The organism is Streptomyces sp. NPDC001617 (genome assembly GCF_053596855.1).
Genome location: NZ_JBSFHA010000152.1, coordinates 1 through 12,489, shown reverse-complemented (window position 1 = coordinate 12,489; position 12,489 = coordinate 1). Strand labels below are relative to the sequence as shown.

12 protein-coding genes are annotated in these 12,489 nt (G+C 67.3%); 11 read left to right on the top strand and 1 reads right to left on the bottom strand.

The window, feature by feature from the left end; genetic code table 11:
* From metK to metF, 3 genes are all read left to right on the top strand, one after another.
* A partial coding sequence (metK, locus tag ACWC09_RS51115) for a methionine adenosyltransferase (RefSeq protein ID WP_450859011.1) occupies positions 1-821 on the top strand: 821 nt, incomplete at its 5' end.
* A gap of 70 nt (positions 822-891) precedes the next feature.
* Entirely contained in the window at positions 892-1,863 is a 972-nt protein-coding gene (locus ACWC09_RS51110; RefSeq protein WP_450859009.1) for a carbohydrate kinase family protein, read from the top strand.
* Entirely contained in the window at positions 1,860-2,765 is a 906-nt protein-coding gene (gene metF / locus ACWC09_RS51105) for a methylenetetrahydrofolate reductase [NAD(P)H] (RefSeq protein ID WP_450859007.1), read from the top strand. The genes ACWC09_RS51110 and metF overlap by 4 nt, the downstream gene beginning before the upstream one ends.
* A 34-nt stretch (positions 2,766-2,799) precedes the next feature.
* On the opposite strand, the gene ACWC09_RS51100 is transcribed toward metF, so the two are convergent.
* Complete coding sequence (locus tag ACWC09_RS51100; RefSeq protein WP_450859006.1) at positions 2,800-3,687, bottom strand: LysR family transcriptional regulator; 888 nt, start codon at positions 3,685-3,687, stop codon at positions 2,800-2,802.
* A 177-nt stretch (positions 3,688-3,864) separates the two neighbouring features.
* Between ACWC09_RS51100 and ACWC09_RS51095 the strand changes: the two genes are divergently transcribed.
* The 8 genes from ACWC09_RS51095 to ACWC09_RS51060 all read left to right on the top strand — a co-directional run bounded on the left by ACWC09_RS51095 (position 3,865) and on the right by ACWC09_RS51060 (position 12,290).
* Positions 3,865-4,497 (top strand): mycothiol-dependent nitroreductase Rv2466c family protein, encoded by a 633-nt coding sequence (locus ACWC09_RS51095; protein ID WP_450859013.1) that lies wholly within the window; start codon positions 3,865-3,867, stop codon positions 4,495-4,497.
* 92 nt (positions 4,498-4,589) lie between these two features.
* Positions 4,590-5,546, top strand: coding sequence for an EamA family transporter (locus ACWC09_RS51090; RefSeq protein ID WP_450859004.1), 957 nt, complete (start codon positions 4,590-4,592; stop codon positions 5,544-5,546).
* 49 nt (positions 5,547-5,595) lie between these two features.
* Complete coding sequence (locus ACWC09_RS51085) at positions 5,596-6,822, top strand: MFS transporter (RefSeq protein WP_450859002.1); 1,227 nt, start codon at positions 5,596-5,598, stop codon at positions 6,820-6,822.
* A gap of 306 nt (positions 6,823-7,128) precedes the next feature.
* Entirely contained in the window at positions 7,129-7,887 is a 759-nt protein-coding gene (locus tag ACWC09_RS51080) for an iron-containing redox enzyme family protein (RefSeq protein WP_450859001.1), read from the top strand.
* 34 nt (positions 7,888-7,921) lie between these two features.
* Positions 7,922-9,202 carry a pyridoxal phosphate-dependent aminotransferase gene (locus ACWC09_RS51075; protein ID WP_450858999.1) on the top strand — a complete coding sequence of 427 codons (1,281 nt, stop codon included), beginning with the start codon at positions 7,922-7,924 and terminating at the stop codon, positions 9,200-9,202.
* Between the two features lie 5 nt (positions 9,203-9,207).
* Positions 9,208-10,989, top strand: a complete 1,782-nt coding sequence (locus ACWC09_RS51070) for an FAD/NAD(P)-binding protein (RefSeq protein WP_450858998.1) — start codon at positions 9,208-9,210, stop codon at positions 10,987-10,989.
* A 3-nt stretch (positions 10,990-10,992) separates the two neighbouring features.
* Positions 10,993-11,520 (top strand): cupin domain-containing protein, encoded by a 528-nt coding sequence (locus ACWC09_RS51065; RefSeq protein WP_450858997.1) that lies wholly within the window; start codon positions 10,993-10,995, stop codon positions 11,518-11,520.
* Positions 11,517-12,290: a sulfite exporter TauE/SafE family protein gene (locus tag ACWC09_RS51060; protein WP_450858995.1), complete on the top strand. Its 774-nt coding sequence runs from the start codon at positions 11,517-11,519 to the stop codon at positions 12,288-12,290. The genes ACWC09_RS51065 and ACWC09_RS51060 overlap by 4 nt, the downstream gene beginning before the upstream one ends.
* Positions 12,291-12,489 lie beyond the last annotated feature (199 nt).

Here is a 12,489-nt window from a genome sequence, read left to right as displayed (position 1 = left end):
GCCTGATGTTCGGCTACGCGACCGACGAGACGCCGACCCTCATGCCGCTGCCGATCTTCCTGGCGCACCGTCTGGCGAAGCGCCTCTCCGAGGTCCGCAAGAACGGCACGGTCCCCTATCTGCTCCCGGACGGCAAGACGCAGGTCACCATCGAGTACGACGGCGACAGTGCCGTCCGTCTCGACACGGTGGTGGTCTCCTCGCAGCACGCCTTTGACATCGACCTCGACTCACTACTGGCCCCGGACATCCGGGAGTTCGTGGTGGAGCCGGAGCTGAAGGCCCTGGCGCAGGAGGGCATCAAGCTGGACACCGAGGGCTGTCGTCTGCTGGTCAACCCGACCGGGCGTTTCGAGATCGGCGGCCCGATGGGTGACGCGGGCCTGACCGGCCGCAAGATCATCATCGACACGTACGGCGGGACGGCCCGCCACGGCGGCGGTGCCTTCTCCGGCAAGGACCCGTCCAAGGTGGACCGTTCGGCGGCGTACGCGATGCGCTGGGTGGCCAAGAACGTGGTCGCCGCCCGCCTGGCCTCGCGCTGCGAGGTCCAGGTCGCGTACGCGATCGGCAGGGCCGAGCCGGTAGGCCTCTTCGTCGAGACGTTCGGCACCGAGAACCTGCCCGTGCCGGACATCCAGAACGCCGTCACCGACGTCTTCGACCTCCGCCCGGCCGCCCTCGTCCAGGACCTCGACCTGCTCCGCCCGATCTACGCCCGCACCGCGGCCTACGGCCACTTCGGCCGCGAGCTCTCCGGCTTCACCTGGGAGCGCACCGACCGGGTGGATGTCCTGCGCAAGGCCGCGGGCCTGCACTGAACTCCCCACTCCCCACTCCCCGCTCCGCCCCGCTTCGCGCCGTCCCGTCCACAGTCCGAGGAGAACCCCAGTGCGTATCGCCGTGTCAGGCTCCATCGCGATCGACCATCTCATGGTCTACCCGGGCCGGTTCGCGGAGCAGTTGATCGCCGAAATGGTCGAGCACGTGTCCCTGTCCTTCCTGGCCGACCGCCTCGAGGTCCGGGAGGGAGGCGTGGCCGCGAACATCTCCTTCGGCCTGGGCCGCCTCGGCCTGCGCCCGGTGCTCGTGGGCGCCGCGGGCCTCGACTTCGCCGCCTACGGAGAGCGGCTGCGTGAGGCCGGCGTGGACATCGGGTCGGTCCGCGTCAGCGAGACCCTGCACACGGCGCGTTTCGTGTGCACCACGGACGCCGACCAGAACCAGATCGCGACGTTCTACGCGGGCGCCATGGCCGAGGCCGGCCGGATCGACCTCGCCGACGTGCACCGGCGCACGGGCGGCCTCGACCTGGTCCTCGTCGGCGCCGACGACCCCGAGGCCATGCTGCGGCACACGGCCGCCGCGCATGCGCTCGGCGTCCCGGTCGCGGCCGACCCCTCCCAACAACTGGCCCGCCTCGACACCGGGCAGACGCGGCGTCTGGTGGACGGGGCCCGGCTGCTGTTCACCAACGAGTACGAGAGCGCGCTGTTGTGCGAGCGCACCGGTTGGAGCGAGCGGGAGGTACTGCGGCGCGTGGGCACCTGGCTCGTCACGCGTGGCGCCGAGGGCGTATCGATCATGGAGACCGGAGGGCGGCGCAGGGACGTCCCGGCCGTGGCGACGGACGGCGTGGTGGATCCGACCGGTGGGGGCGACGCCTTCCGGGCCGGATTCCTCGCGGGGCTGGCCTGGGAGCTGCCGTACGAGCGGGCGGCGCAACTGGGGTGTGCGCTGGCCACGTTGGTGCTCGAATCCGTCGGAACCCAGGAGTACAAGCTGCTTCCCTCCGACATCCTGGCCCGCATCGGCCGGAGCTTCGGTGCCGACGCGGCGCGGGAGATCGGGGGGCGACTGTGACGACACTGCGTGACGTCCTCGCTCGGCGTACGCCCACGTTCTCCTTCGAGTTCTTCCCGCCGAGGACCGACGCCGGAGCACGGAGCCTGTGGCAGGCGATCCGCCGGATCGAGCGGCTGGCGCCGGACTTCGTGTCGGTGACCTACGGGGCGGGCGGCTCCTCCAGAGACCGCACCGTCGAGCTGACGCAACGGATCGCGACCGAGACGACCCTGCGCCCGGTCGCCCATCTCACCGCGGTCGGGCACTCCGTGTCGGAACTGCGCCACATCATCGGCCAGTACGCCGACGTCGGCGTACGGGACGTCCTGGTCCTGCGCGGTGACCCGCCCGGCGCCCCTGGCGCACCCTGGATCCCGCACCCCGACGGCTTCGCCCACGCCCATGAACTGGTCTCCCTGGTAAGGGAGTTGGGAGACTTCGGCATCGGTGTCGCGGCGTTCCCCGAACGCCATCCGCGCTCCCCGGACTGGGACAGCGACATCCGGCACTTCGTCGCCAAGTGCAGGGCGGGAGCCGACTACGCCATCACGCAGATGTTCTTCCGCGTCGACGACTATCTGCGGCTGCGCGACAGGGTGGCCGCGGCGGGCTGCGACATCCCGATCATCCCGGAGATCATGCCCGCCACCGACGTACATCAGATCGGCCGCTTCGCCGAACTGAGCGGCGCCGCCTTCCCGGAGGAACTGGCACACCGCCTGGACGCCGTGCGGGACGACCCGGAGCAGGGCCACCGCATCGGAGTCGCACACGCCACCGCCATGGCCGAGCGGCTCCTCGCCGAAGGAGCCCCCGGACTGCACTACATCACGCTCAACCGCTCGACGGCGACGCTCGAGATCCACCGCAACGTACTGAGCACGAGGAGTACGCGGTATGTCCTGGCGGACCAGCGCTGACGACGCGGCCCGGGCGTCGCGGGCCGCGCCGCTCTCACGGGGTCGCGTGCACGTCCGGGACGTCGAGGACCCGCAGGAAGGCGGTCGCCGCCGGGGTGCGGCCCTCGGCGCTCCAGATGATGTACTCGACCCGGGCCGGCGCGTCGATGACCTCGACGGTGGTCACGCCGCTGAGCTGGGCCGCGTAGGCGGAGGGGAGCATCGCCACGCCGAGGCCCTGTCCGACCATCCGGGCCAGGAAGTCGGCGTTGGTCACCTCGAAGGCCACGTCGCGGACCAGGCCGGCGGCGGAGAAGGCCAGGTCGGACTGGACGCGGCCGGCGGTCTTGGCCGGGAGGTCCACGAACACCTCCGAGGACAGCCGCTGCAGGTCGACGGCCGGTTCGTCGGCGAGGGGATGATCCGGGGCGATGACGGCGACGAGCCGGTCACGGGCGAGTTCCCGGGCGCTGACGCCTTCGGGCCGCATGGTGGTCGGCAGTCCGAGGAACGCGACCTCGATGGTGCCCTGCTTGACCTGCTCGACGAGATCGTCGCTCGCGCCCACGCGGAGACTGATGCGCACCTGGGGATACCGCTGGTGGTAGTCGCGCAGCGCGCCCGGGATGTCGACGGCGGCGACGGACGGGATCAGACCCACGGAGAGCCGCCCGCGGACCTCACCGATGGCGGCGGCGACCTCGAGGGACGCGCGCTCGGCGGACTCCAGGCACTGGCGGGCGGCGGGGAGGAACGCCGCACCGGCCGGCGTGAGCCGGACCCGGCGGGTGGTGCGCTCGAACAGCTTGGCACCCAGCTCCTGTTCCAGACGCGCGATCTGATGACTGAGGGCGGACTGGACGACCAGACAGCGCTCGGCGGCGCGGGTGAAGCTGTTCGTCTCGGCGACGGCGACCACATAGCGCATCTGCTGCAGCTCCATGGTGATCCATCTTGCATCAAGATAAATGAGATGACAAACATGTGTTGGACTCATTGATGGCCGCCGGTCCAGAATTTGAACGTGCCACACCGCCACGCCGATTTCCGATGTCGACGAATTCGAGCCGGGTGGCGACTTTCCCATCCCGACCGGAAGGACCGGCCCATCATGACCAGCATGCCGTCAAATGAGGCGGAGACCGTCGTCGACATGTGGTTCGACCCCCGCTGCCCGTGGGCGTGGATCACCTCCCGTTGGCTGCTCGAGGTCGAAAAGGTGCGGTCCATCGAAACCCGTTTCCATGTGATGAGCCTCTCGGTGCTCAATGAGGGACGGGAAGTTCCGGACAAATACAAGCAGGGAATGATCGACGGCTGGGGCCCGGTGCGCGTCTGCATCGCCGCCGAACAGCAGCACGGTACGGAAGTCCTGCGGCCGCTCTACAACGCCATGGGGACCCTGATTCACCACAAGAAGGCGGGCCTGAAGCGCGACATGATGCTCGCGGCCCTCGCCGAAGCCGATCTGCCCGCGGAACTCGTCGAGGTGGCGGACACCACCGACTACGACAAGACACTGCGCGCCAGTCACCATGCCGGAATGGACCCGGTCGGCTCCGAGGTCGGTACTCCGGTCATTCACGTTCCTGGTGCCGACGGCGAACTCATCGCGTTCTTCGGCCCGGTGATCTCACCCGCTCCGCGCGGCGAGGCGGCCGGCCGCCTGTGGGACGCCGTGCTCGCCATGGCAGGCACCGACGGATTCTTCGAACTGAAGCGCACGCGCACACGCGATGCCATTTTCGACTAGTCGCTCTCAGGGAATTCCGACGTGAACGCAAATCCATTTCCTGGCATCGGTGCATTCGATGACAGGTTTTCCGAAGCGGAGGGTGGTGCGCCGTGAACAGTGGCCGGCAACTCCTCACCTCGGGTGTGACGGCCCTTGCGCCGGCGATCTGGGGAAGTACCTATCTGGTGACGACGGAATGGTTACCCCCGGACCGTCCCCTGCTCGCCACCACCGTGCGGGCGCTTCCCTCGGGGCTGATCCTGCTGCTCATCTCCCGCGTCCTGCCGAAGGGCACGTGGCTGTGGCGTTCCCTGGTGCTCGGCACGCTCAACATCGGTGCCTTCAACCTGCTGTTGTTCGTCGCCGCCTACCGTCTGCCGGGTGGCATCGCGGCGATGATCATGGCGGTGCAGCCGATGATCGTGCTGATCCTGGCGGCGCTCGTCATCGGTGACAGAATCCGCGCCGTACACGTGGTGGCCTGCGCCCTCGGCGCGGCCGGTGTCGTCCTGCTGGTGTTCAAGGGGTCGGCGGCACTCGACCTCGTCGGCGTGGCGGCCGCGCTCGGCGGGGCGGCCTGTATGGCCACCGGCATCACGTTCACCAAACGCTGGGGGCGGCCCGAGGGCGTGGGCCTGCTTCCCTTCACCGGCTGGCAGTTGACCGCGGGCGGGCTCGTGTCACTGCCCTTCACCCTGTCCGTCGAAGGGCTGCCGGCCTCCCTCACGGGAACCAACATCTTCGGGTTCGCTTACCTCATCTCCCTCGGCGCGGTGATCAGTTACGCGCTCTGGTTCCGCGGGATCGAGAAGCTGCCGGCCCTGGCGGTCTCCTTCCTGGCCCTCGGCAGTCCGATCGTCGCGACCATCCTCGGAATCGCTTTCGAGGACGAGACGTTCTCGGCCCTCCAGATGGTCGGAATCCTGGTGATCCTCATCGCCGTGGTGCTCGCGCAACCCAGGCCGGCCAAGCCGCGTACGACGACCGCCGAGAACCCTCCCACCGGGGAGGAACCCGCGGTGCTCGGGTCGAAGCCCGCCGTGGGGCGCAGCGGAACCGGTTTATGACGCCCTGTGCCGCAGGCCCCAGACATCACCAGATTGTTGGAGAGAAGTCATGTCCGTACAGCAACAAGAGCGTTCGCCCTCGGCCGTCAAGGGATGGCTCGGCGTCGCCGCCATCACCGCCAGCCTGTTCGTCTTCCTCACCACCGAGTTGATGCCCGTCGGCCTGCTCACCCCGCTCAGCAAGAGCCTCGACATCTCCGTCGGTGTCGCCGGTCTCATGGTGACCGCGCAGGGCGTCGCCGCCGGCCTCGGCGTACCGTTCATCGTCGCCTGGACACGGCGCGTCAACCGACGCTTGCTGCTGTCCACCCTGCTCGCGGTCCTGGCCGTGGGAAACCTCATCACCTCCGTTTCGCCGAACTACCCGCTGATTCTCGCGACACGGCTGTGCATGGGATTCGCCAGTGGCGTCTTCTGGGCCATCGGCGTGAGCATGGCCATGCGCATCGTGCCCGAGCGCCACGCGAGCCGGGCGGCCGCGGTCGTGATGTCCGGCATCTCCATCGCGACGGTCGTGGGTATTCCGCTCGGCACCATCGTCGAAGCCCACACGAACTGGCGGACCACCTTCGCCATCTGGGCCGGCCTCAGCCTGCTGGTGTTCTTCGCGGTCGCGGCGATCATTCCGTCGCTGCCGTCGGAGAACGCGGTGTCGGTGCGGGAGGTCTTCGGGCTGCCGGTCAGGAACGGCCAGCTTCGCACGGTGCTGCTCATCGTCATCTTCTTCGTGCTCGGCCACTTCGGTGCCTACACGTTCGTGCGCCCCTACCTGGAGGACGAGGCATCCGCCTCGGCCACCTTCATCACGGTCGTGCTGATCATCTTCGGTGTCGGCGGTGCCATCGGAAACTTCGTCGCCGGATACACGGTGAACAGGAGCCTGCGAGGCACCTTCGTCGTCGGGCTGGTGGGGCTCCTCGCGGCCCTGCTGCTGCTTCGTACCATCGGTGACGGGGAGTCCGGCGCCGTCGTCGCGCTGGTCCTGTGGGGACTCTCCTTCGGTGCCGTGCAGCTGTCCCAGGTCAACATGACGCTCGCCGCCGCGCCCGAGACGTTCGAAGCCGCGATGTCGCTCAACACCATGGCGTACAACACCTGCATCGCGCTCGGGGCACTGTTCGGCGGACTGTTCGTCGACCACGTGGGTGTCACGAGCGTCATCTGGTTCGGTGTGGTGCTGGCGGCCGCGTCGCTGCTTCTCAGGCTCGGCACCGGCTGGAAGAAGAAGATTTCGACGAACGCCGTTTCCGAGGACGATCTGGCGCCCACCCACTGATGGATCCGTCCTCCTGAAAAGAGTCCATCGCGCGCCCCTTGGTGAACTGTCCTTTCGCCAAGGGGAGTTGCGCGATGGGCTTTTTTCTATTTCCGGACGCTTTCAGAATTCGGCGGCCGATGGCTGATTTACGCCCTGTTCGTCGAAAGGGTTTATGAGCCATGATTGATTCCAGACGAGCTTTTGGGACCTCGTGACCGAGCCGGCTGCCGCATCTGCGCATTTCCCCGGCCTGTCCCGTTCGTATCTCGTCCTCCGGCGAAACTCTGCCTTTCGAACCCTGTCCGAACCGGGAGTGGAAGCACGATGACGACAAGCACCGCAACCGCCCTGCACGACCAGGTCGCCTCGCTCATGGACGAGTTGGAGCGGCACGACGTCTACGACAACGACTACTTCAAGTTCCTCCAGGACACCCAGTGGAACAGTCGGACCTACGACCTTCACCGGGCCAACTTCTTCCACCGGACCGAGGGCACGGTCAAGGGCATAGCCCATGTGTGCGCCCAGGCGGCGGCTCACGACGACCGCGACACGCTGACCCTGTTCTCCTTCATCCTCAACGAGGAGACCGGAAGCGGCGAGGCCGCCAGGTGCCACGAGGTCCTGATGGAGAACGCCCACAACATGCTCGGCGAGGTCGAGTTCGGACTGCCGGCGCTGCGCGTGAAGGAGGCGCGCGACAGCGACCTGGTCATCCCCGAGACGGTCGCGTACCGCGAGCGCACCCGGGAGCTGGTGGGCGGCAGCTACCAGCGCATGCTGGGCGTCGCCATGGCCCTGGAGTCCCACGCCGACACCATGCTGCAGGTCTGCCGCACGGCCTTCCGCAACAGCAACACCGGGCTGCCGGAGGCCGAGTTCGTCGACAACGTCGAGATCTACTTCAACGTCCACGTCGGCGACGAGGGCGTCGAGGAGCGGCACGCCGCCGACGCGAGGAAGTGCGTCGTGAACAACTGCCGTACCGAGGCGGACGTCGCCGAGATCGCCTATGGCGCGACCGAGACCCTCAACATCCAGCTGGAGATGTGGAACGCGATGTACAAGCACGTCACGAGTTGAGTTCCACACCCACAGAGAGGCAGCTCGTAAGGCCGTGCAGAAGACAAGAGGTATCTCCGACGCCGTCCTGGCCATTCCCGAATCGGCGACCCATGGAACCGCGGCGAAACTGGTCGCGCTCAATCAGGGACTCGCCCCCGACGACCAGATCATCGACCTCAGCATCGGTGCACTGGACACACCGACCGATCCCCGGATCGACCACGGGGTGATCGAATTCATCCGGACCCGGTCCGACGTGGTGCATGCCTTCGCGCCGGTCAAGGGATTCCCGTTTCTGCGCCAGTCCATCGCGGCGCGAGTGGCTCGCCTGCACGGAATCTCCTACGACCCGGACACGGAAATCCTGGTCACACCGGGCGGTGTGAAGGGCTCGATATCGGTCGCCTTCCACGCACTGCTCAATCCCGGGGACGAAGTCGTCATCCCCGTGCCCAACTGGCCCCACTACTCCGACATGGTACGGCTGCACGAAGCCGTACCCCGGACCGTCCTGGTCCCGGCGCGGGACGGCTTGACCGCGCCGGCTCTCGAGAAGGCGCTGTCGGAGCGCACGAAGATCGTCGTCCTCGGCGACTGCATCAACCCGACCGGAAAGATCTATGCGACCGAGGAACTCTCGGCGCTGGCCCGGGTCCTCGCCGAGCACAACAGGCGACGCGAGGCCCGCGGTGAGAGCCCGGTCCATGTTCTCTTCGACACCCCCTACGAAGCCCATGTCCTCGAAGACCGTGCCAGGACGTTCGCCGGCCTCGACGTGACGCTCGCCGACGGCAGCCGTTGCTCCATGCGGTCCTGGACGCTGTCGGTGACCGGACCCGGCAAGACCTATGGCATGCACGGCGATCGCATCGGGTACCTCTGCGGTCCCCCGGACATCGTGGAGGCAGCCGCGCGAGCGCAGGTCAACCTCACCTCGTTCGCGTCGACCTACGGCCAGATAGCGACGCACATCGCGCTGCAGCCGGAGATGGACGAGGTGGCGACCGCCAGGGCGAGGACCGCTCGCAGCAACCTCGAGGCCATGCTGCGGGAACTGGAGGCCGTCCCCTCGTTGAAGGTCGGCCGCCCCCAGGGGGGCTACTTCCTCTTCGTCGACCTGTCGAGCCATGCGGACGCCTACCGGAAACACGGCCACGTCACCGCCGAGCAGTTTCTGCTGGCCGAGGCGAAGGTCGCCACGATCTGCGGCAGTCATTTCGCCGAAGGCGAGCAGCTGAACCACTTCGTCAGGATCAACTGCGGTCGCAGCGGTGCGCTGCTGACCAAGGCGGGCAGCCGCATCAGGCACGTCCTCACCCGTCTGGAGACCTGACCTGCATGGCCACCACGGCGGGAAACGTCAAATACTGCATCATCGGTACGGGTTTCTCCGGTACATGTGCACTGTGGCATGTGGTGCGGCGACTGACCGATCCACATCGGCCGTCCCTGCTCCCGCCCTCGGCCATCACGATCGTCACGGTGGAGCAGGGGCCGGTGAGCGGGCCCGGATATCCGTACGCGAAGGACAACGTCCAGCTCGCACACCGGTGCAACAACGAGGCCGGCACCATGGGGATCCACGGCAATGACTTCGTCGATTGGATGGCCGAGAGCAAACCGTGGCTCATCCGGGACTTTCCGGAGCTCGTCCTCGAAACCCATCCCGGGATCGAGCTGGGGGAGTGGCAGCCCGACGACCATGGGTTCTATCCGCGGGCCCTGTTCGGCGCATATCTACGGCAACGCTTCCAGGAAGCCGTCGAGAAAGCGGTCGCGCACGGCATACGGGTGCAGCAGTACGTGCGCCACGAAGCCGTGGACGGCCGCACGACAGAGGACGGCTTCTGCGTTTCTCTCCGTGAACTCGCCACCGGCCGCGAGTTCACCGTGGACGGGATCGACCGGGCCCTGCTGGGCATCGGGCACTGGCAGTCCGAGGTGACCGGCCCACTCTCGGGACGGGACGGCTATGTCGCGTCGCCTTATCCACCGGACGCAGTGAAAGCCGCCCTTGCCGACCGGGTCGGGGCCCGCCGTGCACGCGGTGAGCGGCCACGGCTGTTCGTGCAGGGAATGGGCCCGAGCGGTATCGACGCCATCATGACCCTGTGCGACGAAGGCGAATTCACCTATACACACGACGGTCACATCGCCTCGTATCGACCGGCGCCGGGCCGCGAGCCGTTGCGTGTGGTCGCCGGGTCGCGCTCCGGGTTCTTCCCTCCTGTTCGGGGGCCGCTCGCACCGTATGAGCCGCACCATGTCACGGAGGACAACCTCGCCGCGATCCGGCGCGATCACCGGGGGCAGCTGAAGATCGAGCCCGTTCTGGAGTTGCTGGACAGGGAACTGCGCCGGGCGACCGACGGGGCCCTGGGATGGAGTGATGTCGAGAGCCCGCCCTATCCCACCGCCCGGGAGAAGCTGGCGAGCGACCTGCGGGACTCGTCCACCGGAGATCTCGTCCACGCGATCGTCCTGAAGACACGGAGGATGCGCTTCTACAGCCGGCTCGCACCGGGTGAAAAGGCGGTGTACGACCGGCTGTTCGACACCCACTTCATTCGGACGGCCGTACCGATGCCGGCCGCGAACGCGGAGAAGATACTCGCCCTGATGGACGCCGGAATTCTGACGACGGTCGCGCTGGGCTATGACTGTCTACCCATCAAGGCGGGGGAAGACGGTGAATTCCGGATCACGTACCGCTCGGACAGCGGCGCGCCGGCCGTCCTGCGGGCGGACTGCGTGATCCGTGCCAGAGCGCAGGACTTCGGCGTGGCACGGCATCCGTCACTGTTCGTGCGGAACCTGCTGCGGCGAGGCGAGATCGTGCCGCACGAGGAAGGGGGATACGTCACCGGCGGCATCGCCCTCGACACCGGTGGCGGATACCGGGTGATGAAGCGGTCCGATGACGTTCTTCGCCCGTCCCCGCACCTGGCGGCCTTCGGTCCGCCCGTCAGGTTCTGGCAGAACGAGAAGAACTACGCCGGTGCATTCGTCGAGGCGGCCCAGTGGGTCGCCGACGACTGGATCGAGGCCACGACGGCGATCGACCGGGAATCCGTCGCAGTGGACGGTGCCGGGTTGGTCAGCAGCGAGACAGGGAGATGACTCATGGAAATGAAAGAGTTCCATTACCAGGACGGCCTGCGGGTCAGTGTGTTCAATCTCGACCACAAGGCGGTTCCCTATCATTTCCACCGTGAAGTGTCCGACATGATGTACTGCTCGCGGGGCCAGATCACGATCGAACTGCCCGACACGGGCGACGTGTTCACCGTGCAGCCGGGCGAGGTGTTCCAGGTCCCCAGCCCCAGCAGGCACAGGTTCGTCAACGGAGCACCCGTCGGCACGCCCTCGCGCTATGTGCTTCTGCAGATCGGCGAGTTCGACATCAACTTCGTCCCGGCCGCCCAGGAGTTGGCGGAGCGGTTCGCCGGGCGCGCGAAGACGCTCGTCACCAACGGCGCCGTCTACATCGAGGACCGCAAGGACGACATCACCGAACTCGCCGATCGCTTCGAGCGGGTGAAGCCCGACGACCTGACCTCGGACGAGCAGCGCGACGTCGTGGAGGCGCTGCGCTCCTTCGCCTCCCGCGGCACCGAGACGGGGCACCCACGGGCAGCCGTCCACCCGTGATCTCCACGCACCTGCACTCTCCCGACCTGACCATCGTCACGATGATCGTTCTGACGTTCTTCGTGGGTGGACTGGTCAAGGGCCTGACCGGCCTCGGCCTGCCGCCCGTCGTCCTCGGGATTCTCACTGCGGCGATCGGGATTCAGCCCGCGAAGGCGCTGATTCTCGTTCCGACGTTCCTGACCAACGTCCTGCAGGCGTCGAGTGGCGGGCACGGCCGGAAGGTCGTACGGATCACCTGGCCGTTTCTGCTGGCCGCCACGGTGTTCACAGCGTCCGGCGCGTTCACGTTGAGCTACTTCCGGGCGGACGTGATGTCGGCTCTGCTCGGCCTGGGACTGGCCGTGTACGGAGTACTCGGGCTGTTCCGGCTGCGGGTGAACATCCGCCACAAGAGGTGGCACCACCCCGTGGGGGTGCTCTCCGGGGCCACCAACGGGTTCCTCACCGGGATGACCGGCTCCTCGGCGGTCCCGGGGGTCTTCTACCTCCAGTCGCTCGGGCTCTCGCGCGACGAACTGGTGCAGGGCATGGGGATCCTCTTCACCCTCTCGACCGTCGGTCTGACCTGGTCGCTCCAGGCGCAGGACCTGCTCAGCGCGCAACTCGCCGTCATGTCCGCCGTGTCCTTGGCGCCGGCGTTCATAGGGATGTCGATCGGAAACCGGATCCGCAAGGGGATATCCGAGGAGAGGTTCAGAAAGGTTCTCTTCATCGCCCTGCTGGTTCTCGGACTGTACGTCGCCGTACAGAGTCTGCATCCATGGTGAGGTCAGGAGTCGGGACCTGGGTGCGCAGACTGGCCGCCGGCTGGGTCGGCCGGCCGGCCCAGCTGCTACTCGGAGTCACGGCGTGTATACGGTCGTATCCGACGACAGGGCGCACAAAAACGCGATCTGACGACACCGGCGATCTCGTGACCGGGGACCATCGGGAAGACGGCGGTACCCCAGCCCTCCTGGACCTGGT